A 24601-nucleotide genomic window follows, 5' to 3' on the forward strand; every position below is an offset into this window, starting at 1 on the left:
AAGTACTGGTATTCTAAATATTAAGATTTAAGAGTTTTTACCAAAATTCACTTCACAATCTACACCAGAAGTATAAATTCGACATATAAAAGTTTATAAAGATATTTTAGAATTTCTATTTCACAAAATATAATAATAATATTTAAAAATATAAGTAAGTATTAATAAAAATGTGAGATAAATGTTATGAATGTGAAGTGTCATATGAAAATCTTCAAGTTAATACATGTAAATAATATGAAAATATGTGAATAACATGTAGTATAAAAAAGTAAAATTACAATAAATCATGGTGAAAAAATATAGTTAATTGGAATATTATAGTAAAGTGTGAATAATTATGATGATATTTGTATGATAAAAATAATTGACTTATCATAAATTGTCTGATAGTATTGTTTCTGCAAACTTGTGGTAAGTAATGTAATACTATGTTTTTTTTATAAAAAACATATTGATTTTTAAAAATATAATTAATAAATGAAATTTAAAAAAAATGCTGCAATAGCAGTATTATGTGTGTTAGGAATAGCCATGATTTCTAAAATTGCTTATGCAAAAGGATCTGTAGGATACAATTTTTCATTACCTACATATGGATCACGTTTCACAGATTCGGTGACTAAAGATGGTCGAAGCTCCGAAGCTTGTAATGAAGCAACTTATATAGGCTGGTCAGGTTCAACTATTAATTGTTGGGTAAAAAGCCAAGAAACCGGTGGCCGACTAACTAGTGAAGCTAGTTACACTGGTACAGGCAATGTTCGCATGTATTATGGTGGAAATCTTGGTTCAGAGTACTATGGACATTCAGTATCCATGGGAATGAAAACTTCACCGGGTACATTACATCCATGCGATGCTATAGGGAAGTTCCATTCAAATTATTAAACTAAAACTCTAAAGACTATAATTATCACATTTCTTAAAAAACTATTATAGGTTTTTAAACTTAAACTTTATTTATTCATAAACTTAATATTTTCAATAATGTTGAATTCCCAATGGTTTACAAAATGTTTTTTACAATAATTTTCTTTAATGAGTTAAGGTTTGAGATTAAAATCTTACAAATAATGATTTAAACAAATACTTGGTTTTTATAGTTCAAGATAGGTGTACAAGCTCAGATTTATTTTGGCTTGTATACCTAAAATTGTAAGTAGTATAACTTATAAGGAGGGTCTTTTTATGAGAGCATATATAAAAAGTGAATTTAAAAGAGCTATAGGATCTAAGAATACATTAATTGCTTTTATACTAACAATATTCTCATTGTTAGTAGCTTATTTAGACTTTATTCAATTTTTACAGTTTGGTTTTTACGGTTTAAAAAAAATATATGATGGAGTAGATATATTTATAAGAATAAGGTGCACTACTAGAGCTAGTACTCTTATTTTATTTGCGCCTTTATTAGCAACATTACCTTTTTCTAACTCTTATTTATTAGATAAGGAATCTGGATTTTTAAGGTTAATGTACTTAAAAATTGATCAAAAAAAATATATTTGGATTAAAATTATTATTAATGCAGTAGTAAGTGGACTTGTTATTAGTTTAGCATCTTTTTTAATACTAGTTTTTTTAGTTGCATTATATGGTATAAGAAACACTAATTTAAATGAGGTGCAGGGAGCATTTAGTTCCTTATTTTATCAGAATAAGTTTTTTTACTCTATGCTAATAATAATAATTTCATTTATTTTTAGTGCAATATTTTCTACTCTAGCACTTGGGATATCTCCATGGATAAGAAATAGATATTTAACATTTATTTTTCCATTTTTCTTTTACATAATCTCCGGAACAATTTTTGAATACATATTTCAAATTACTAAATTAAATAGATATTTTAGTCTTAATGCCATTAACTTATTTGATTTAAATCCAATTGCATCAAAAGCAAATATTATTATTTATCAAGTTATTTTATTTTTGATAGGGATAAGTTTATTTTATTTTGGAGTGATGTATAAAGATGAAAAAAATATTTAGATATTTTCAATTAAAAATAAGCTCTTTCAATGTGATCTTAATACTTGGCATTTTATTAATATATCAATTTTGCCTGTTTCTAAATTTAATAATTCAGCACAAACCATTTAACTTTTATGATTTGTTAATAGAAGACTTTTCGTATTTATCATTATTTTTTATAATAAGCATTCTTTATTTAATTCTTATTTATAAAGTAAGTGAAAAAACAAATTTTTACAAATATTTGTTTTTAAAGTTTGAAAGTAAATATAAAGTATATAACGCAAATGTGTTTAGTGTTTTTATGTTTTCAATTATTTTTGTTTTATGTGCAATATTAATAGCTATAATTCAATGTTTTACGAATATAAGTTTTAACAATGTTTGGAGCTCTCATTTTTTTAGCGTAATGACAGGAAAGATCAACTTATTTTATTCTAATGAAGCTATCAAAATTGTGACAAGCAAATTAACACCATTAACATATGTTTTATATACTACTATATTTGTTATATTATATTTATTTACTTTGGCTATGATTTTTCTAGTTAGTAATATATGTTTTAAAAAGAGGGAACTTTCATTTATAGTAGTGATTGGAATAATTATAGCTAATATGTTCTTAGATTCATCAAGTGGAATTATAGGAAGATTAACCTTTACTAGGAATATTTTTTTTATAACGGCTAGTATATTGGAATTACAAGATTATACTTTTATTATATATAGAATCTGTTATTGGTTAAGTCTAATAAGTATTTTGTATCTTATAGGAAAACTTTCTATAAAAAATTTTGACTATAATTTTGGTGAATAGAATGAAGAGACATTTTAGAATATTAATAACTAATTTTAAATCAATGTTTACGTATAGTAAAATATTATTTATTTTTATTATATTCATTTTTTCTGGATTCTTAAAATTAAGTTCATTTGGAAGTAGAGATTATATTAATATCTTCTTTTATGGACCTAATAATTTATTTGACAATATTTTAGAACTAATGATTTGGAGCTTATATCAATTTTATTTAATATATATAATAGGGGACTATTTTTACAAAGAACTAAAGGTTCGTAACAGTTATATTATATCTCGTATAGGTAGTAAGATGGAGTGGCATTTATATATTCAAATAACGATTATAGTAGCTTGTATCTTTTATTTCACTACTGGTAGCATTGTTGTTGGATGTATATGCTTTGTGACTAGACATACTCCTATCTTCTCAATTTATGAAGTTCTAAAAATAATATTGATATTATCACTAAGTAGTTATTTTATATCAAATATATATATATCCATTGTATTGATTAGTAAAAATCATAATTTTTCTTTTTTAATTATAATTATATTATTATACTTATCAATAGAACTTGGAAATATATATAGAATTGATGCTTTTATTCCTTTTAATCAAGGAATATTGTCAAAGCATTCTTTTTCAAATTTTAATTTATCATGGTCATTTGTCTATTTATTAGTAATAGATATTATTAATATATTACTAAACGGAAGACTTATAAGTAAATTTGATTTGATGAATATTCTAGATTGATCAAATATTGGAGGCGGAATAATGGATGATAATGTTGTAATTGAATTGAAAAATTTATCTAAGGAAATTAATGGAATAAAAATACTTAATAATATAAGTATTAATTTTAATTGTGGTCGTATATATGGAATAATAGGTAAAAATGGATCTGGAAAAAGCATGCTATTTAAAGCAATATGTGGATTAATTAATCCTACTAGTGGTGAAGTTAAGGTTTTTAACGAATCTATAATTAATGGAAGGTTTCCCCAAAATACTGGTATTATAATAGAACATCCTGGTTTTTTACCACAGTATTCAGCTTTGAAAAACTTAAAGATTTTAGCAAGTATAAATAATAAAGTTAGTGATGAGAATATTAAAAATGCTATATCTTTAGTTGGGTTAGACCCCAACGATACTAGGCCAATAAAGAAATTTTCTCTTGGAATGAAACAGAGATTAGGTATTGCACAGGCATTAATGGAAGAACCTAAATTATTAATACTGGACGAACCTATGAATGGATTAGACTCAGATGGAGTTAAACGTATTAGAGAAATATTATTAGAACTGAAAAATAAATCAGTAACAATTTTATTAGCTAGTCATATAAGTGATGATATAGATGAATTATGTGACTTTGTTTATAAGATGGATTCAGGAGTCTTACTAGGCTAAAATAAGTGATAAGAAAAATATTCTTTATATATTGAGCAGAGATTTAGCACTTATCAATTTTATGTATAAACTTTCTTATAAAGGAGACAAGACTAAATTCTAAAATTATTAAAGAAACTTAATAATAATGATATTATAAATTATTAAATATTTTGTATAAGAGCGTAATTCGTGTTCTTCAAATTATGTTCAACAATTATCAATAAAATAAGAATGAACCATATCATGAAACTTATATCCATGATGTGGTTTATTTTTTGAAATGAGTAATGGGACAGCTTTATAATGTTATTTTTTCTTTTAATTAAGTAAAATTATTATATATAGATATTATAAAAAATGTTATTAAAATAAAAGCAAAACAATAATTTTCTACATTCATAATTTTCTTCATTAATAAAAATGTGAAAAGCATTTGATTTACTATATAAAACCAATTTTCTACAAAAAAATATATTATTATAACAATAAGGAACAGATAATTGAAAAAACGGATTATGATAAAAATACTGACATTGATTATACATCTACTTCAATATTTTGTTCAAAAGGGTAAGCGTTCTTAGTAAGTGGTAATGAAGCTAAAGATTATATGCATTGTTTGAAATGATTATTTTATAAACCATGGTTGCATAAATGAAGTTTTATAGCCACGACTTATTTTAAATTCCTTAATTAAAAATTTTGTCTTTAAATATATTAGCAACTATTGCATCAATCAATGCTATACCAAAAAGTATAAAGCCCTGTTTTAATACTATAACTGGAAATAGTGCGAAGATAAAGCTACATAGTATTATACAATATATAATACTTCCACTGGATTTATAAAGAGTAGTTAGTAGTATACTTATTCCCACTAAATATGCTGCGAATTGTGTATAAAACTGAGGGAGTATAATAAATTGTGGGATATAGATAAGTGGTAAAAACCATAATGACCAAAAAAGTCCTGTTATAATGGAAGATTTCCAAAAACCACTTTTTTCCTCATTTACTGGTTGGACTATTCCTCTCCAACCGATTTCTTGAGAGCCTAATATCACTGACATAATTGGAAGATAGCGAAAAAATTCTATAATATTACCGTACTTATACACACCTTTTAAAAGTATGATAAAGCCGTAATGTGCAATTAGAAAAAGTGGTATTAAAACAATAGACTTTGGAGATTTAACTATTTTAAATTTATTTATAAATCCTTTTATTCCACCTAGACTTTCTTTATTTAAAACATGTACAATAAATGCTGAAATAAGTGCACCTAAGCAGCCAAGAATAAAAAGAGATAGATAAAGAGAATTAGTAAATATATCTTTAAATACAATTTTAGAATACACTATTACACCAAAACATGTATAACTTATGATAAAGGATATTAATAAAAATTGATTAGAACTTTTTTTCAAGGTTTTTCCTCCAATAATTTATATTTTTGATTGATGTTTATATATAATAGTTATACTTATATTACCATATTTGTATATAAAAATCATTACTTTATAGTGTTTAATTTTATAATATTATTTATCTCATGTTAAATAAATATGCTTTAAATGGTGAAATTATTATGAAAATAAAGAATTTACATAATAAAATGAATAATCGGAAAAAAATTACATTTGAACATTGACATTATATATTCGTCATTATACAATTAAGATGATTGATGCTGTATAGTTCATCATGCATAATATGTGTTTGATTTATGGGGAGGGGGATTGTGGATTATATGAATTTAAGTAATTAGCCTGTAGAATCTTTTAATATAAGATTTTGAATTTAGAAGAAGAAATTGTTATAGATGGAGGTATATATGATTCATTTAAAGCAAAATTAAAAGATGTTTAATTTAGGGTTACTTACTAACTTATGAACTAATGTCATGAGAGTGCTGGTAAATGACTAAGGTTATACTAGTGTTAAGAACTAGACATATCTAGTATGTACTATTAATGATTATTTAGATTAGCGAGAAAGTAGCATAGGTTCTGCAGGGGAAGGTATTAAGACAGATGAAGACCGTAAACCAAAATTGAAAACGATTAGACTTACTATGGGAAGAAGAGTTTACACTTAAATACATATGGATGTTGTAGTTAAATCGGTTATAAATCTATATAAATATGATATAGAATATGTAGGATAAAGAAGTGTGACTGATGAAAAATACTACTTTAATAATAATTTTTAGTATAAGGTTGAAAATAGGGGGGCAAATATGGAAAATAAAAGTACTAATACTAATAAATTTGCATCCAAGTGGGGATTTATATTAGCATGTGTAGGTTCAGCTGTAGGTATGGCTAATGTTTGGGGGTTTCCTTATAAATTAGGTAGTAACGGTGGTGGAGCATTCTTAATAGCTTATCTTATATTTATAGTTCTTTTTAGTTATATAGGACTTTCTGCAGAATATGCAATTGGTCGTAGAGCAAAAACTGGTACAGTTGGTGCTTATGAAAATGCTTGGAAATCTGGTGGTAAAGAAGTAATTAGTAAGTATGTAGGATGGCTTCCTCTAGCAGGATCTATGTGTATAGCAATAGGTTATTCAGTAATTATTTCATATGTGCTTAAAGGATGGACTCAATCTGTTACAGGTAGCCTTATGACTATAGATACAGGTAAATGGTTTGAATCATTTGCTATGGCAGATTACTCAGTTATTCCATATCACTTAATAGTTGTTATTGGAACATTGATTACATTAATACTTGGTGCGGATAGTATAGAGAAGTCTAATAAGGTTATGATGCCATTGTTTTTTATACTATTTGTAATTCTTGCAGTTCGTGTAGCTTTTTTACCAGGAGCAGTAGAAGGATATAAGTTTATGTTTCTTCCTAGATGGGAAGCATTGGCCGATCCAATGGTTTGGGTTTGGGCTATGGGGCAAGCCTTCTTCTCTCTATCTGTAACTGGTAGCGGTATGATTGTATATGGTTCATATCTTTCTGATGATGCAGATATTGTAAATGGAGCAGTAAATACTGCTATATTTGATACAATTGCAGCAATGGTAGCAGCATTAGTTATCATACCTGCTTGCTTTGCATATAAGGTAGATGTTGGTTCAGGTCCGGGACTTCTTTTTGTAACTTTGCCTAAAATACTACAAAATATACCATTAGGTAGAGTGTTTGCAATAATATTATTTACAGCAGTAGTATTTGGTGGAGTAAGTTCTCTACAAAACATGTTTGAAGTAGTTGGAGAATCATTAATGTATAAATTTCCTAAATTAAAACGTGTTCCTATGCTAATATTACTCGGTGTAATTTGTTTTAGTATAAGTGTTAATATGGAGCCTATATTTAAATGGGGTCCATGGATGGATTTTGTATCTATATACATTATTCCAATTGGAGCAACGTTAGGCGCAGTATCTTGGTTTTGGATTATGAAAAAAGAAGATTTACTTAATGAAATTAACTTAGGAGCTAAAAAGAAACAAGGGGACTTATGGTATAATATTGGAAAGTACCTTTATGTTCCATTTGCAATACTTTTATGTATAATTGCTTTATTTATGAAAGTATCATTCTAAAACCTTAATGAATTAGTAATAAACAGAGTTCTTGGCTTCAGAAGGAATTTTTACTTCCACTGAAGCTTAGAAATCGTTATTCAGGGACGTATCCGATCTCTATTGCCACTTTAAAGAAGATAGGAGTATTAGAGTGGGTAGTCATTGGATAAATATTTTATGCAAGTTGAAGTGGGTGATACTTCGCACTCCGCCAGAGATTTAGCACATAAAAATATTTTTAGGCGATAGCCCATTGATTTATAATGGTTTTGCAAAGAACTAAATAAAAAGAATGCTGATATAGATTATACATCTATTTCAATATTTTGTTCAAAATGGCAAGCGTTCTTAGTAAGTGGTAATGAAGTTAAAGATTATATGTATTGTTTGAAATGATAAAATATATTTAAAAGATACTATGAAATTCATATAAAAGTGAATTTTATAGTATTTTTTTATTATAGATAATTAAAAAAGTGTAATAGAATGGAAAGTTTTGCGTATTAACATATGAAATTACTTAGCTAAGTAAAAAAAGTTAATGAAAGGAAGAAGTTAAAAATATGCGGTAGCGTTTTGCTATACCTTTTAGTATTGTTTTAGCATTAATATATTTTATAAAAAATGAAGAAGATATTTCTTTGTATGTTATGATATAATAAGTATTCCGTGAAGTAGAGAATTATTTATAGAAAAGTGGTGAAAAAAATGAATTTAAAAGAATTGCAAGAAATAATTTTAAAGTCATCTTCTAATTTTATGAGAAAAAAAGGACAAGAAATATTTAAAAATGGATTAGTGTTTAATATTAAAGGAAAGAAGATAGATAATATATATCATGTTTACGGAGATGTATTAAACTATAATAACCAGGAAAAAGTTAAGACACATATAAAAGTAAATTTGTTGTATAAAAGGTTAGATGGTGTAAGTTGTACTTGTGATGATTTTAAAGAGATTTCTATAAATAAAAAACTATTTATGTGTGAGCATTTAAATGCTACAGCATATAAATTTTTAAGTTTGATATATAATAAAAAATCATCAAAAAATGGAGAAATTAAAAAATCGTCTAAAATGTATAAGAAGAACATTCCAGTAAGTTTTGATGTGAAAATTACTTGTAAGTCATGGAAAAGTAAAACTAATTATGAACTTGAATTTTGGTTAGGAGTTGAATACAAGCATTTAATCACTGATTTGAGAAGTTTTATTAGAAATTTAGATGATGAAAGGGATATTTTTTTCAATGATAGATTTACATATAATCATAAAGTCAATAGTATTTCTGTAAATGACCTAAGGATTATAGATTTTATTAGAGAATATGTTAATAAGATTAAAACAACATCAGTAATAGGAAGGAAGATAATAATTGCTCCTGAAAATCTAAGAGAATTCTTGCAGTGTATTGATAAAAATAAGGTTACATTTAAATATCATGGGATAGAATATAAAACCATTGTTTTTAAAGAAAATTTACCTCTTAGTTTTACGTTAAAAGATAAAAATAAATGTTTTGTATTAACTACTCACAAAAAACTTCCCACTCCTTTAAATATAAATAAAGATGTATATTTTTTTAATGGTAATCTATATTTGCCTTCAAAACATCAGATTCAGAAATATGGGCCTTTATATGATAAATTTAAAAGTAACTATGAAATCTTATACAATAAAACTGTAGAAAATTATAATCATATTGTTTCTTTATTAAGCAGCATTTCAAATGACATTACAATCTCAGATGGAGTAAAAACATTTACATCAAATTGGATTAAATTGGAGTTTTTTATTTATAAAGAAAAACATAATATATATTGTGATGTGAAAAGGGTTTATTGTAATAAAAGGATTAATATATTAGATGATGAAAATAAACAACAATTTATAAGAAATTTTAAAGAAGAAGAAAAAATTCTTATAAAGCTTGAGAAGTATAAGTTTATAAAAAGAAACCATAGATTTATGTTTATTGGTGAAGATGAGGATTTTTTCAATATTTTAAGTAACAAAGAAAATAGTATAAATTCTTTAGGTACTGTTATTTTAGGAGAAGGATTAGATAATATAAAAATATACAATTCAAATTCTATTCAGATAGATTTAAATGAGAAAAATGGATATTTGAAATTTGATTATAATATTGGAGATATTGAAAGAAATGAATTAGACAATATGCTTAGAAGTTATAGATTTAATAGTAAATTTTATAAAACTAAAGATAATGGGTTTATTGATTTTGAGGATGAAGGGGTAAAAGATTTTCTAAATCTAATCCAAATATTAAATATTGATAAAAATACTGAAGAAGGTTCAGTAAAGATAGAAAAAAATAAGGCTGTATATATATTACAAAGCCTAAAAGATAAAAGTTTCAGAATTGGTAATGGCGTTGATATTCTAAAGGACATAGAATGGAAACTAACTTGTATAAATAATAAAGAAGTAACTTTACCAGAGAATTTAAAAGCTACACTTAGAAAATATCAAGTTAATGGATTTAAGTGGTTTAAGAGTTTAAGTGAATTAGGCTTTGGAGGTATTCTAGCAGATGAAATGGGACTTGGTAAAACAATTCAAACTATAGCTTTTATTCTTTCAGAAAAAAATAAAAAATCTTTAATAATTACTCCTACATCATTAATTTATAATTGGCAGCATGAAATAGAAAGATTTGCTCCTATTTTAAAAGTGGGAATTATACATGGTGAAAAAATAGAGCAAAAAAAGGTAATAAGTAAGTTAGAAGAATATAATGTAGTTTTAACTACCTATGGTACTTTAAAAAATAATGTTGAAAGTTATAATAATGTTGAGTTTGATTACTGTATTATAGATGAAGCTCAGAATATAAAAAATCCTATAACTCAAAATACAAAGGCAGTTAAAGAGATTAAAGCAAAGGTGAAATTTGCACTGACAGGTACTCCTATTGAAAATAATTTAATAGAACTTTGGTCTATATTTGACTTTATAATGCCAGGATATTTATATTCTGAGGAAACATTTTATGAAAAATTTCTTTGTGGAAATGAAAAAGATTTAGAGAATCTTAAAAAGCTAATTAAACCATTTATCTTAAGGAGAACTAAAAAGGAAGTTATAAAGGATCTACCAGATAAAATAGAAAAAAAGATATTGGTGCAAATGACTCAAAAGCAAAAATTAATATACAATGCTTATATAAAAGACATAAGAGAAAAATTGAAAAATAATTCTCAAGGTAAAATAGAGGTGTTTTCTTATTTAACTAAGCTGAGACAAATTTGCTTAGATCCATCATTAGTATTTACTGAATACGAAGGTGGAAGTGGAAAACTTAGAGTTGCTATGACATTAGTGGAAGAAGGAATAGATTCAGACAGTAAAATTTTGATATTTTCTCAATTTACTTCTGCTTTAAATAAAATAGGGAAAGCACTAAAAGAAAAAGGTATTGAATATTTTTATTTGGATGGTTCTACGCCTTCTAAAGAGAGAATTAAGCTAGTAAATGAGTTTAATAATAGTGATAATATAAAAGTATTTTTAATTTCCTTGAAGGCAGGGGGAACTGGACTTAACTTAACTTCAGCAAATTTAGTTATCCATTTTGACCCATGGTGGAACCCAGCAGTAGAAGATCAAGCTACAGATAGGGCACATAGAATTGGACAGAAAAATGTAGTAGAAGTTATAAAATTGATTGCTAGAGGAACTATAGAGGGAAAAATTGTAGAATTACAAGAAAATAAGAAAGAATTAATAGACAATGTTATTACAGGTGAACTTCAAAATAGTAATACTTTAAATAAATTATCTAAAGAAGAGTTACTTAAACTCTTTGAGAGAGATTAAAAACTACAACAAATGATATGCCCCCTTTATGGTAGACAGTTAAAATAATAAAACTGTTTCTATAAAGAGGGCATTTTATTTTGGTTTAAAAGGGTAAAAGTATGAATAAATATCAATAATTAAACGGAAATGTGAGAATATATTCTTGGTTTATACGTTATATAGAGTGTAAAGGCTTTTACAATAATATCTTAGCAAGGAGATAGTTTTATGAAATCCAACGGGGAAAATTATATACAGAGGTTGAAGGATGGGAAGGAAGATGCTTTAGATTATATTGTAGATAATTATCTACCACTAGTAAAGGGAACTGTAAGTAAGGTTCTTTCTCCATTTAGAGATGATGGTCTTATAGAAGAATGTGTAAATGATGTATTTCTTTCTATTTGGAATAATGCTATGAAATTTAGAGGAGATGTAACAGATTTTAAAAAATGGGTTTATGTTGTATCTAAATTTAAAGCCATTGATTGTTATAGAGTTAATACAAAAAACATAGAAACTGTTTTAGAGGACATTGAAATTACAAATGAAAATTCTGCAGAAGATAATTTTATTACTATGGAAAATAAAAGTGAAATATTAAAGTTAATTGATGGTTTAAAGGATATTGACAGAAATATTTTCGTTCTAAAATTCTTTCTTGGATATAAGTCAGAGGATATAGCTAAAAAACTTAATATTACAAAGGCTTCAGTGGATAACAGAATCTATAGAGGCAAAAGAAAACTTAGGGAAAAAGTATCAAACTTGGAGGTGATTTAATTATGAAGGATATTTATGAAGTATTGAATGATATTGATATAGATGAAAATGAGTTTGAAGAAATTTTTGTTGATGATATAGAAAAAGAGAGAGTTAAAAAGAATTTAAGAAAATCTATAGGTAAAAAAAGATTAATGAATAAAAAGAAGATTTGTGCAGCAGCTATTACTTTTGTGGTTATGTCATCTGCTATAATAGCAAAACCAGCTTTGGCAATTAATATTCCTATAATCGGAGAATTATTTAAAAAGAATTTAGTTAGTGTCAATAAGAATTATGTTAATTATATTGAAACAATTGGTAAAACTAAGTCCTATAAAGGAATTGATGTTACTTTTGAAAGTGCAGCAGCAGATAAAAATACACTTTTTTTAAGTTTTATTGTGAAAAATAACAACAAGGAAATTAAGAATGATTATATGAATGTATTATTAATACCAACGTCAATGAAGATAAATGGGGAAAATATAAACGCAGCAGCATCAGCTTCATGGGAGATTATAGATAAAAATACTATTAAAGTATTAAAAAAGATTGATTTATCATCAGATAATATAAAAGATAAGATGAATGTAGATATTGATATATCAGAGTTATTAGGTATATCAGGGGATTGGGGAGTTCAATTTTTTATGGACAAAAGCAAACAAACAGAAAGAACTTATGAAAAAGAATTAAATGTTGATATAAATATAAATGGAGTAAAGGGGAAAGTTTCAAATGTAATAGTTACTCCACTTACCGTAAAAATAGAAGGAGAGGGCCATTTTAATGATATGTGTGATGATAATGTTCCAGAACTTGATTTTATAGTTCTGGATGATAAAGGGAAAGGATTACGTTGGGATGGAGGAATGAGTGGTGATACTTCCACTAAAGGGAAAATTAAATGGAGCACAAGCTTTATTTCTAATGGCAATATGAATAGCATAACTATTATACCTAAATATAGAATGCCGAATAATGATATTCGTAAAATATTATCACCAGTTAAATTAGATGTAAATAATGTAAAGCCAATAGAGCTAATTAATGATAAAGATAGAAGTATAAATATTAAGAATTATTTTATTGATGGTGATTATCTAGTTGTAAAATATAATCAAAAATATTTTGGAAAAGACAGTTTAACGTGTCCATTTGACATACCTATATATGTAATGGGCAAAGGTAATAAAATAGAGGAGATATCTGATTATAAAAAAATAGATACGATTTATAACAAATATCATAATTCTAATGATAATATGAGTGTATTTAAAGTTGGTAAAGAGAGAGACTTAATGGTTGGAACTTATGATGGGGCAAATGTGAAAATTCTAAAAGATAAAGCAATTACCATTAAACTTAAATAATATAAATTTTAGAGTATACTGATGTAGCTTTATGTCTTTTCTGATATAATATAGTAAAATTTTAGTTTAGTATACAAATGGTGATATATATGAAAATTAATAGACTAATAGAAATAATAATTATTCTTCTTAATAAAGAAACTGTAACAGCAAAGGAGCTTGCAGAAAGGTTTAATGTATCTCAGCGTACAATATATAGAGATATAGAGGAGTTATCTTCTTCAGGTATACCAGTGTATATGAGTAAAGGAAGATATGGAGGAATTTCTCTTTTAGATAACTATACTTTAGATAAAACAATTCTATCAGAGGATGAAAAAGGAAACATAATTTTTGCACTTAAAACTTTAGAAGCTACAAAACAGCTAAAAATTGATAATACTTTAGACAAAATAGGAAGCATTTTTGGAAAAATTAATTCCGTAGATTGGGTTCAAGTTGATTTTACCCCTTGGGGAAGTGATGGGGATGTTGATAGGAGATTTGATGAAATTAAATCATCCATATTAAAGCACAAAATTTTAAAATTTAGATATGTAAACTCTCAAAATATTAAAAGTCAACGTATTGTAAAACCATATAAAATTATATTTAAGGGGCAAGCGTGGTATTTACTTGCATATTGCTGTGATAAGGAAGCTGGTAGAGTATTTAAGATAACTCGTATGAGAGATGTAGAATCTATTGATAGTCATTTTGAAAGAAAGGAAATTAGTAAATTTTTCAATAAGGATAAAGAGGATTATCAATTTACTATGATTAAATTAAAACTTAAGTTTAATTCTAATATGTTATATCATATTATTGATTATTATAGTGAAGATGAAATATCTAAAAATTCAGATGGCACATATTTAGTCACAGTAGAATTTCCCTATGATGAATGGGTGTATTCTCATATATTATCTTATGGAGATAGTGTGGAGATTATTGAACCAGAATTTATAAGAGAAGAAGTAAAAAATAGAATTAAAAGTATGATGCGAAAATATATAATATGACATACAGGTGGCATATATACTTTGATATTATATAAGCAAATAGGAAAAAGGAGTGTGTTTATATATGGAAAGAATGTATTGTCAAAGCTGTGGTATGCCAATTATTGATGAGAAGGAATTTGGAACAAATAAGGATGGAAGTAAAAATAATGAATACTGTATTTATTGTTTTGAACAAGGTGCATTTAAAGATGATATGACAATGGAACAAATGATTGATTTTTGTGTACCACATATGGTAAAAGCAAATCCAAATATGAATGAAAAAGAGGCTAAAGAAAATCTTCAAAAATTTTTCCCAACTTTAAAAAGATGGAGAAATAAATAGCTAAGGAGAAAAAGATGGACTATATTCCTGCAAAAACAATAGTTTCAAAATATGCAAAAGATAATTGGTGGTTTGGGATAAATTATAATATGAATATTTATAAGGGTTGTTGTCATGGATGTATCTATTGTGATTCTCGAAGTGAGTGTTATCATATAGATAATTTTGATAAGGTAAGGGCAAAGGAAAGTTCAACACAAATTATTAGAAATGATTTAAAAGGTAAGAGAAGAACTGGAATTATAGGCACAGGTGCAATGAGTGATCCTTATAATCCATTTGAAAGGGAATTGATGCTTACAAGAAATGCACTAGAGGAAATAGACAAATTTAAGTTTGGTATAGCTATAGCTACTAAAAGCGATCTTGTAACACGAGATATTGATATTTTAAATAGAATAAAACAGCATTCCCCAGTTCTTATAAAGATCACTATTACTACTTTTAATGATGAATTGTGTAAGAAGATTGAACCCAATGTTTGTACAACGTCTAAAAGATTTGACGCAATAAAAAGTCTTTCAGATAATGGTATATTCACTGGAATATTACTTATGCCTATTTTACCATTTATTAATGATAATGAAGAAAATATTATAAGCATAGTAAGAAAAGCTCATAAGTGTGGTGCCAAGTTTGTTTTTGCATATGGAATGGGTCTAACCCTTAGACAAAATCAAAGAGATTATTATTATGAACAATTGATAGAGTTGTTTCCAGATAAAAATTTAGTACAAAAATATAAAAATGAGTTTGGAAGTAGTTATGAATATCCTTCTGTTAATTCAAAAATTCTATACCATATATTTAAAACTGAATGTAAAAGACTAGGGTTACTTTATAAAATGGAGGATATAATCTTAGCATATAAATCTGGCTATGGAGATAGACAAATAAGTTGGTTTTAGTTATATAAGATTAAAATAACGATTTTTTACACATCATCTAAAAAACTTTGTATAATTATTTTGTAGGTACATTAAGTAAAAAGACGCAGTAAGCGTCTTTTTTAATATTTAAAGAATAATTACTTAAATCCAATTAATATTATTAAGGAGTAAACTACATTTAAGGACAAGAATCACTTTACAATAATATAGGAATCTGTATTTCAGTTATAAATTCTTCTTGCAGGCTAGTTTCATGTACATCAATTTTGTATATTTCTATAGGTTCAGATATAATCTTATAATTATTGTTATTAATAAATGAAAATAATTTATCAATATATTGTTTGTTAGAAGAATAGGAACCCCTATATGAAATGCATACATAATGTGCTCCTTGCAATAGCAAATTATAATTACTTTCACTATTGTCTAATAAGCAAAATACTGATTTATATTTATTATAAACTCCATTATTTAAGCTATCTAAATTATATATAGCTCCTACTTTTGTATTGCCAAGAAGATAAAATTTATCCTCATAATTTTTTTGAAGCTTTTTTATTAAATAATCTACTTCTTCATCACGGGATATATCACCATTTAATTTTAATGCTTTTCTTTCGTCTATATAAATTACTTTAACAGTATTAAGTACAGTGGTAGTTTCTACAGAGTTAATATTTTGAATTCGCTTTAAAACATTATTTTTTAACATATTTAATTCTTCTATTTTGTTGTTTATTAGGCATATTTCTTCATTTAGCATTTCTTTGGTAGCTTTTACAGTTCTGTTATCTATATAATCATTAATCTTTTCCATAGAAAAATCAAAGGTACGCAGCTCCTTAATTAAATTTAGTTTCCATATATCATTCATAGTATAAAGTCTATAACCATTGGTATCTCTAATAGGTTTTAATATACCTAATTTTTCATAATACATTAAAGAATCTCTACATATATTATATATTTTAGATATTTCTCCGATTTTATAATAATCCTTCATAAAATCCTCCTGCATTATATTAATTATTTATTAAAAATTTCCAAAATATAAAGATATAGTTGACCTTAGTATTATACCAAGGTTTATAATTTTAATAAAGGGGTGACAGTTATGAATTGTACAACAGTTGATAATAATAGCATGAGAAAAAAATTCATAAGATATTTATTACCATCTGTTTCAGCCATGTGGGTATATTCTTTATATACTATGGTTGATGGAATATTTGTTAGTTGGGGAGTTGGAACTACTGCTATAGCTTCTGTTAATATTGCAATGCCTTTTATTAATTTTATTTTTGCTATATCAGTGTTTTTTGCCACAGGAGCTTCAACTCTTGTTTCTATAGCTTTAGGAAAAAATAATTTAAAAAGAGCTAATGAAATATTTACTATGAATTTTATCGCTATGGTTGTTGTTTCAATAATAATAGCAACATTAACATTAACGAATTTGGATAAAATAGCTATATTTTTAGGTGCAAATGATTTAACCATAGGTTACGTCAAGGAGTATTTACAAATAATAACTATATTCAATGGATTTTTTATAACATCATATTGTTTAGAAGTATTTACAAAGGCTGATGGATTTCCTTATTTGGCAATAGTAGGCGTTGTTTCTTCTGCATTAGTAAATATAGGGCTAGATTATCTATTTGTTATGAAATTCCACTGGGGGATAAAAGGAGCAGCATATGCCACAGGTATTTCTCAAGTTATAGCAACATTAATTTATATAATTCATTTTAATAAGAAAAAATCTAAATTGAAATTTATAAAGTGTAAATTTGAATTTGGAGTTGTTAAAAAAATATTATCAATAGGATTACCAGATAGCTTGACAGAGTGTTCCACAGGTGTAGTTATATATATATTTAATCAGATTATATTAAGCAATGTTGGAGATAAAGGTGTTGTAACTTATAGTATTATTTCTTATATAAATTTATTAGTTTTAATGACTATGATAGGTATTACTCAAGGAATGCAGCCTTTATGCAGTTTTTATCATGGTAGGGAAGATGAAGAAGCTGTTAATACTTTATTTAATATGAGTGCAAAAACTATAGGATTAATATCTATATTAATATTTGCTATAGTAAATATATTTACACCTCAATTAGTTCAAGTATTCATGGATAAAGGAGCTAACGAAGAGCTATATGCGTATTCTATAAAGGCTATAAGAATGTTTTCATTGTCATTTATAATAGTAGGATACAATATTTTAATATCAGGGTTCTTTGCAGCTATAGCAAAGCCTAAATATGCAACTATTATATCTATATCTAGAGGATTGGTTATTATAACATTAGTTTTATTTATAATGACAGCTGCATTTGGAGAAAATGGTATATGGTTAGCCACTGTTGTTTCAGAAGGAATAAGTGTAATAGCATCTATATTCATATTTAAAAATAATAGATATAATGAGCAAGAACTTAGTGAATTGACACAATAAAATATATAATTTATAAAGTGTGAAAGTGGGGCTGATTTTTAATTAGCTCCATAATTTTTTACCTAATGCTTTTTATTAAAAAGGAAATAATACCTATAAGCATAATATTTAATATATAGTAATAGAGATAGAGGATTACTATCTTTTTATTTATTAATATATTAGAAAAGGGGAATGGATATGAAGTATGTTATTGGAGTAGATGGAGGAGGTACAAAAACTGAGGCTGTTGCCTATGATTTAAATGGAGGAAAAGTGGCATCCTCATTAAAGGGCTTTGGTAACTTAGTAAATGGTAAAGAAGAAGCTTTAGAAAATATCATAGAATCCATAGAAGAATTAATAAATGATTTAGGAAAGGAAAACTTTGAAGGATTATATTTAGGAGTAGCAGGTTCAGAGGTAGGGGATAATGCTAAATTAATAGAAAGTGAAATAAAAGATAAGCTTTTACTTGATTCTGTGGTTATGAATGATGGAGAATTAGCATTAAGATCTACATTAAAAGGTGATGATGGAATTTTAACTATTGCAGGAACTGGTTCTATAGCTTTTGGTATAAATAAGGATAAATATGCTAGATGTGGAGGATGGGGACATCTTCTTGGGGATGAAGGTAGTGGATATAAAATAGCCATAGAGGCTATAAAAAGAATGATATATGAAGAAGACAATTCATTAGAAAAATCAGTTTTGTCTAAAGCTATAATGGAAAAACTTAAAATATCATCTGTTTCGCAAATTACAGATTTTGTATATTCATCAACTAAGGATGATATTGCAAGTTTAACTCCTATAGTATCTAAACTGGGAGAGGAAGGAGACAAGATAGCTAAAGAAATACTATTAGAAGAAGGAATTGCATTGGCTAAAAGTACAGAAAATGTATATAAGAAATTAAAGTTTGATGGTTGTTCTATAGGATTAGTTGGAGGAGTTATAAAAAAGTCTATTATAGTTAGACAAGCTTTTGAGGAATATTTAAAAGAACATATAGGGGTAAATGCTTTTGTAGATGAGGAAGTTTCTCCAGCTAAAGGAGCTTATTATATATATAAAAGAAAATAGAAATCGTTATCCAGGGACGTGGCCGCTCTGTATTCCAACTTTGAAGAAAAGCAGAGAACCCAAATCTTTGATTTGGTGTGAATCGCTTTCACAGAGTGCGATGGAAATATTAGAGCGGCTAGTCATTGGATAAAAATAAAAAACTGTTTCTACAAACAGTTTTTTATTTGTTATATGTGTAAATTTGTGTGCAAAATAAGGCTATTTTTTGAAAGTGTGTAATTAATTTACACAGTGTATGATTAAAGTGTGCAACTTCATATATTATGGGGACAAGCAGATTATGAAGATAAAAGATATTGGCATGATGTTTGCTATATATAATAGTGTACATATCAAGTGATTCTTAGCTTCAGATGGAGTTTGCTTAAAAGGAATACTTACTCCAACTAAAGCTTAGAAGAACTTATCCAGGGACGTAGTATCCGTTATCTCCCACTTGCAGAAAAGCAGAGAACCAAAATCTTTGATTTTCTGTGAATCGCTTTCACAGAGTGCGATGGGAGTATTACGGATGGTAGTCATCGGACAAAGAAGGAACTTGGGAGGGATGTTTAATGGATAAAGGCATAAAAATAGTGACTATAGGGGGAGGATCAAGTTATACTCCCGAATTAATTGAAGGATTTATAGAAAGATATAATGAGTTGCCGGTCAGAGAATTGTGGTTAGTAGATATAGAAGAAGGAAAAGAAAAATTACAGATTGTAGGTAATCTAGCTAAAAGGATGGTTAAAAAAGCGGGAATACCTATGGAAATATATTTGACATTAGATAGAAAAGAAGCATTAAAGGATGCTGATTTTGTTACAACTCAGATAAGAGTTGGACTTTTAGATGCAAGAATAAAAGATGAAAGAATCCCTTTGAGTCATGGGGTTATAGGGCAAGAGACCAATGGTGCAGGAGGAATGTTTAAAGCATTAAGAACAATTCCTGTAATTTTGGATATAGATGAAGATATGAGTAAATTATGTCCTAATGCTTGGATGATAAATTTTACTAACCCAGCAGGTATGGTTACAGAGGCTTTATTAAGATATGGTAAAAATAAAAAAGTTGTAGGACTTTGTAATGTACCTATAGGTATGGAGAAAGCCGCTGCAGAGGTATTAGGCGTGGAGCATGAAAGATTGAGAATGGATTTTGTAGGCTTGAATCATATGGTATTTGGAAAAGATGCCTACATAGATGGAAAAAAAGTTACTGAAGAATTAATCAATTTATTAGCTAGTGGAAAAATAGGGCAGATAGTTAAAAATATATCTGATTTTACATGGGATAAAGATTTTATAAAAGCATTAGGCATGATGCCATGTCCTTATCATAAGTACTATTTTCAAACAAGGGACATGTTGAAAGATGAACTAGAGGAATTTAACAAAGGCGAAACAAGGGCAGAGGTTGTTAAAAAAGTAGAAGAAGAATTATTTGAACTTTATAAAGATGAGAATTTAGATGTTAAACCTTTGGAGTTAGAAAAAAGAGGAGGAGCTTATTATAGTGATGCAGCATGTAGGCTAATATGTTCAATATATAATGATAAAAGAGATATTCAACCTGTAAATACAAAAAATAATGGTGCTATAGTAGGAATTCCTAATGAATCTGCTGTAGAAATTTCATGTATGATAACAAAAGACGGACCTAAGCCTATTGCAGCAGGTGAGTTACCAGTAGGGATAAATGGACTTATACAACAGATGAAAACCTTTGAAAGATTAGTAGTGGATGCAGCAGTTTTTGGAGATTATCATAAGGCAATACTAGCTTTAACAGTGAACCCTTTGATCCAGTCAGATAAACTTGCTAAGAAGTTAGTAGATGAACTTATGGTAGCACATAAAGATTATTTGCCTCAATTTAAAGAAATTATAGAAAAGGGTTTTAAATAAGTGCATGATTAATTAATTACTTATAAATATGAATAGGGGAGGATTAAAGCATGAAAGGGTTCTTTAATTGGATGGAAAGGCATTTTGTTCCAGTAGCGGGTAAAATAGCATCACAAAGACATTTGGTTGCTATTCGTGATGGCTTTGCTACAATTACTCCAATTATTATGGCAGGAGCTTTTGCGGTGTTATTTAACAACTTAGGATGGAAAAAGTATCAAGATTTTATGAATTGGTTATTACCTGCTGATTGGAAAAATTTTGGTGGTGGAATTTGGAATGGGACTTTTGCTGCAATGTCATTGCTCCTAGTATTTACCATATCATATCATTTAGCTAGATCTTATGAAAAAGATGGATTATCAGCAGGAATTGTATCTTTAGCGGCATTATTGATTTTATATAAGCCAACAGAAGACGGAGGAGCACTACCATTTGCTTTCTTAGGTGGTGAAGGTTTATTCCTTGCATTAATAGTAGCCTTAATTGCTACGGAAATATTTGTAAAGTTAGCAGGAAATCCAAAGTTAATTATTAAAATGCCAGAAGGAGTTCCACCGGCAGTATCAAAGTCCTTTGCGGCATTATTGCCATCAATTATAGTTTTAGCTGCTACAGCAGCAGTAAAACAAATTTTTGCAACAATAGGAATACCGGATATACATGAAGCATTATTTGTAGTACTACAAGCCCCATTACAGGGTGTTATGGGAAGTCTAGGTGGTTTATTAATTCTAGTGCTAGTAGAACAATTGCTATGGTTCTTTGGATTACATGGTTCAAATATACTTGCGCCGATTATAAACGCAGTATTATTACCATTAACAGAAGCTAATATAAAGGCATTTAAAAATGGAGTTAATCCTGAACATATAGTAAACAGCCAGTTTTTAGATTCCTATATAAATATGGGGGGATCAGGAACTACAATAGCTTTACTGATTGCAATATTCTTAGTTGGGAAAAAAAGCAAATCGCAAAAGACTATCGCAAATTTAAGTATTGGACCAGGAATGTTTAATATCAATGAACCCGTTATATTTGGTATACCGATAATTTTAAATCCAGTTTATTTCATACCGTTTCTATTAGCACCTTTAGCTTCCGGAATGATTGCATATATATTGACAGCTATTGGATTCGCACCTAAGGTTGTAGTAATGGCTCACTGGACAACACCTCCAATATTAGGGGCAATTATATCTACAAACTCAATAAGGGGTGGAATTACAGCTCTTATTTGTTTAGCAGTTAGTATAATAATATATATACCATTTGTTCATATTGCAGTAAAAGAAGAACAAGAAACTTTAGTAGAAGTAGAAAAAACACATTCCATTTAAATAAAATTTGGCATTAATAAAAACCGTATGCATAATGCATGCGGTTTTTACTGTATAAGACATGGGGACTGTCGCATTAAGAAATTTATATACAATATATTGCTTTGTAAGTCAATAACAAATACAATATGTCGTGACCTTTATTCTTAGTGCGACAGCCCCGGATATAAAATTTGGTATAATGCCCAAATTTCATACTCCTTATTTATTAAAGATAACTAATAATGTTATTTACTTTAAACAGAAATTGTGTAATAATAGAAAGTTGTAAAACTAAGTTTATTGTTGGTATTTGTCAAAATACGCTAATGATAAAATAGTTAAATAATGATTTTGAATAGTGAGGAGTATAAAATGAAGATAGGATTTGATCATAAAAAGTATCTAGAAGAACAATCAAAATATATTTTAGAAAGGGTTAATAACTATGACAAACTGTATCTAGAGTTTGGTGGGAAATTGTTATTTGACCTTCATGCTAAAAGGGTTTTACCAGGATTTGATGAAAACGCAAAAATTAAGTTATTACACGAATTAAGGGAAAAGGTTGAAGTTATTATTTGTGTATATGCAGGAGATATTGAAAGAAATAAAATAAGAGGAGACTTTGGCATCACATATGATATTGACGTTTTAAGATTAATTGATGATTTAAGAGCTTATGATTTAGACGTAAATAGTGTTGTAATAACAAGATATGATGGACAACCAGCAACAACTGTTTTCATAAATAAGCTTGAACGTAGAGGAATAAAGGTATATAAACATAGAGCGACTAAAGGATATCCTACTGATGTAGATACAATTGTAAGTGATGAAGGATATGGTAAAAATCCATATATTGAAACAACAAAACCTATCGTTGTTGTAACAGCACCAGGCCCAGGAAGCGGTAAGTTAGCAACTTGTCTTAGCCAGTTATATCATGAATATAGACAAGGTAAAGTGGCAGGCTATTCAAAATTTGAAACATTCCCAGTATGGAATGTGCCTCTAAAACATCCTTTAAACATAGCATATGAAGCAGCAACGGCAGATCTTAAGGATGTAAATATGATTGATTCATTCCATGTTGATGCATACAATAAAATAGCTGTAAATTATAATCGTGATATTGAAACATTCCCTGTACTTAAAAGAATTATAGAGAAAATAACAGGAGAAGAATCTGTATATAAATCACCAACAGATATGGGTGTTAACAGAGTTGGATTTGGTATTGTTGATGATGAGGTTATTAAAGAAGCATCTAAACAAGAAATAATAAGAAGATATTTTAAAACAGGATGTGAATATAAGAAAGGTTATGTAGATAAGGAAACTTTTCAAAGAGTTAAGCTTATTATGGAAGAACTTAATCTTAAGCAAGAAGATAGAAAAGTTGTTGTTCCAGCCAGAGAACGTGCAGCAAAACTAAAGGAAATATCCAATAAAAATGAGGTTTGCTCTGTTGTAGCAATAGAACTTCATGATGGAAAAGTACTTACAGGTAAGAGTTCAGACGTAATGGATGCAACAGCAGCTGTAATATTAAATGCTGTTAAACATTTTGCCAATATATCAGATGATATACATCTTATTTCTCCAGTTATACTTGAGCCAATTATAAATTTAAAATCAAAAACTTTAGGAAGTAAGAATACAGCTTTAAGTTGTGAAGAAGTATTAATTGCTCTTAGTATTTGTGCAGCTACAAATCCGACAGCACAAGTAGCTATGGAGAAGCTAACAATGCTAAAAGGATGTCAAGCACATTCAACTACAATTTTAAGTACACATGATGAACAGACTTTTAGAAAACTTGGTATTGATGTAACTAGTGATCCAGAATATCCTTCAGATAGTCTTTACTATAATAATTAATAATATGTAATATTATAAAAGTATTGAATATTAAGGAGCAATCTCAAAATTT

General features: G+C 27.5%; 19 protein-coding genes. 17 read left to right on the forward strand and 2 right to left on the reverse strand.

All coding sequences use genetic code 11. From position 1 onward, the window contains the following. The first annotated feature begins 480 nt into the window (after positions 1-480). From J2Z24_RS02260 to J2Z24_RS02280, 5 genes are all read left to right on the forward strand, one after another. The gene (locus J2Z24_RS02260; protein ID WP_035151541.1) at positions 481-891 is read left to right on the forward strand and encodes a hypothetical protein; all 411 of its coding nucleotides are present in this window, start codon (positions 481-483) and stop codon (positions 889-891) included. Positions 892-1191: 300 nt separating this feature from the next. Beyond that, positions 1192-1998 (forward strand): hypothetical protein, encoded by an 807-nt coding sequence (locus J2Z24_RS02265; RefSeq protein WP_035151543.1) that lies wholly within the window; start codon positions 1192-1194, stop codon positions 1996-1998. 439 nt (positions 1999-2437) lie between these two features. Then, entirely contained in the window at positions 2438-2797 is a 360-nt protein-coding gene (locus J2Z24_RS02270) for a hypothetical protein (protein ID WP_156950270.1), read from the forward strand. Between the two features lies 1 nt (position 2798). After that, positions 2799-3539, forward strand: a complete 741-nt coding sequence (locus tag J2Z24_RS02275; RefSeq protein WP_035151549.1) for a hypothetical protein — start codon at positions 2799-2801, stop codon at positions 3537-3539. 21 nt (positions 3540-3560) lie between these two features. Next, the gene (locus J2Z24_RS02280) at positions 3561-4199 is read left to right on the forward strand and encodes an ABC transporter ATP-binding protein (RefSeq protein ID WP_035151552.1); all 639 of its coding nucleotides are present in this window, start codon (positions 3561-3563) and stop codon (positions 4197-4199) included. Positions 4200-4870: 671 nt separating this feature from the next. Here the strand turns inward: J2Z24_RS02280 and J2Z24_RS02285 are convergent. Next, positions 4871-5608 (reverse strand): CPBP family intramembrane glutamic endopeptidase, encoded by a 738-nt coding sequence (locus J2Z24_RS02285; RefSeq protein ID WP_035151554.1) that lies wholly within the window; start codon positions 5606-5608, stop codon positions 4871-4873. Between the two features lie 812 nt (positions 5609-6420). On the opposite strand from J2Z24_RS02285, the gene J2Z24_RS02290 reads away from it, so the two are divergent. From J2Z24_RS02290 to J2Z24_RS02320, 7 genes are all read left to right on the forward strand, one after another. Beyond that, a complete protein-coding gene (locus J2Z24_RS02290; RefSeq protein ID WP_035151557.1) occupies positions 6421-7749 on the forward strand; it encodes a sodium-dependent transporter in 1329 nt (442 codons plus the stop codon). A gap of 690 nt (positions 7750-8439) precedes the next feature. Further along, the gene (locus tag J2Z24_RS02295) at positions 8440-11571 is read left to right on the forward strand and encodes a DEAD/DEAH box helicase (protein WP_035151560.1); all 3132 of its coding nucleotides are present in this window, start codon (positions 8440-8442) and stop codon (positions 11569-11571) included. A 210-nt stretch (positions 11572-11781) separates the two neighbouring features. Beyond that, entirely contained in the window at positions 11782-12336 is a 555-nt protein-coding gene (locus J2Z24_RS02300) for a sigma-70 family RNA polymerase sigma factor (RefSeq protein ID WP_035151563.1), read from the forward strand. A gap of 2 nt (positions 12337-12338) precedes the next feature. After that, a complete protein-coding gene (locus J2Z24_RS02305) occupies positions 12339-13691 on the forward strand; it encodes a DUF4179 domain-containing protein (RefSeq protein WP_035151566.1) in 1353 nt (450 codons plus the stop codon). A gap of 89 nt (positions 13692-13780) precedes the next feature. Then, positions 13781-14692 carry a helix-turn-helix transcriptional regulator gene (locus J2Z24_RS02310; RefSeq protein ID WP_035151569.1) on the forward strand — a complete coding sequence of 304 codons (912 nt, stop codon included), beginning with the start codon at positions 13781-13783 and terminating at the stop codon, positions 14690-14692. Positions 14693-14756: 64 nt separating this feature from the next. Next, positions 14757-15020: a zinc ribbon domain-containing protein gene (locus J2Z24_RS02315; protein ID WP_035151572.1), complete on the forward strand. Its 264-nt coding sequence runs from the start codon at positions 14757-14759 to the stop codon at positions 15018-15020. A gap of 14 nt (positions 15021-15034) precedes the next feature. Next, positions 15035-15928: an SPL family radical SAM protein gene (locus J2Z24_RS02320; protein WP_035151574.1), complete on the forward strand. Its 894-nt coding sequence runs from the start codon at positions 15035-15037 to the stop codon at positions 15926-15928. A gap of 178 nt (positions 15929-16106) precedes the next feature. Here the strand turns inward: J2Z24_RS02320 and J2Z24_RS02325 are convergent, their stop codons facing one another. Then, complete coding sequence (locus tag J2Z24_RS02325) at positions 16107-16916, reverse strand: MerR family transcriptional regulator (RefSeq protein ID WP_035151577.1); 810 nt, start codon at positions 16914-16916, stop codon at positions 16107-16109. Positions 16917-17027: 111 nt separating this feature from the next. On the opposite strand from J2Z24_RS02325, the gene J2Z24_RS02330 reads away from it, so the two are divergent. The 5 genes from J2Z24_RS02330 to J2Z24_RS02350 all read left to right on the forward strand — a co-directional run bounded on the left by J2Z24_RS02330 (position 17028) and on the right by J2Z24_RS02350 (position 24549). Then, positions 17028-18380, forward strand: coding sequence for an MATE family efflux transporter (locus J2Z24_RS02330; RefSeq protein ID WP_035151580.1), 1353 nt, complete (start codon positions 17028-17030; stop codon positions 18378-18380). A gap of 180 nt (positions 18381-18560) precedes the next feature. Then, positions 18561-19448 carry an N-acetylglucosamine kinase gene (locus J2Z24_RS02335; protein WP_035151582.1) on the forward strand — a complete coding sequence of 296 codons (888 nt, stop codon included), beginning with the start codon at positions 18561-18563 and terminating at the stop codon, positions 19446-19448. Between the two features lie 557 nt (positions 19449-20005). After that, positions 20006-21343 (forward strand): 6-phospho-beta-glucosidase, encoded by a 1338-nt coding sequence (locus J2Z24_RS02340; RefSeq protein ID WP_035151584.1) that lies wholly within the window; start codon positions 20006-20008, stop codon positions 21341-21343. Positions 21344-21393: 50 nt separating this feature from the next. After that, positions 21394-22686 carry a PTS sugar transporter subunit IIC gene (locus J2Z24_RS02345; protein ID WP_035151587.1) on the forward strand — a complete coding sequence of 431 codons (1293 nt, stop codon included), beginning with the start codon at positions 21394-21396 and terminating at the stop codon, positions 22684-22686. 354 nt (positions 22687-23040) lie between these two features. Continuing rightward, on the forward strand, positions 23041-24549 hold the full coding sequence (locus J2Z24_RS02350) for a DUF1846 domain-containing protein (protein WP_035151588.1): 1509 nt from the start codon (positions 23041-23043) through the stop codon (positions 24547-24549). The last annotated feature ends 52 nt before the right edge of the window (positions 24550-24601 follow it).

It is taken from the genome of Clostridium tetanomorphum, from assembly GCF_017873215.1.
In the GTDB taxonomy this organism is placed as follows: Bacteria; Bacillota; Clostridia; order Clostridiales; family Clostridiaceae; genus Clostridium_AO; species Clostridium_AO tetanomorphum.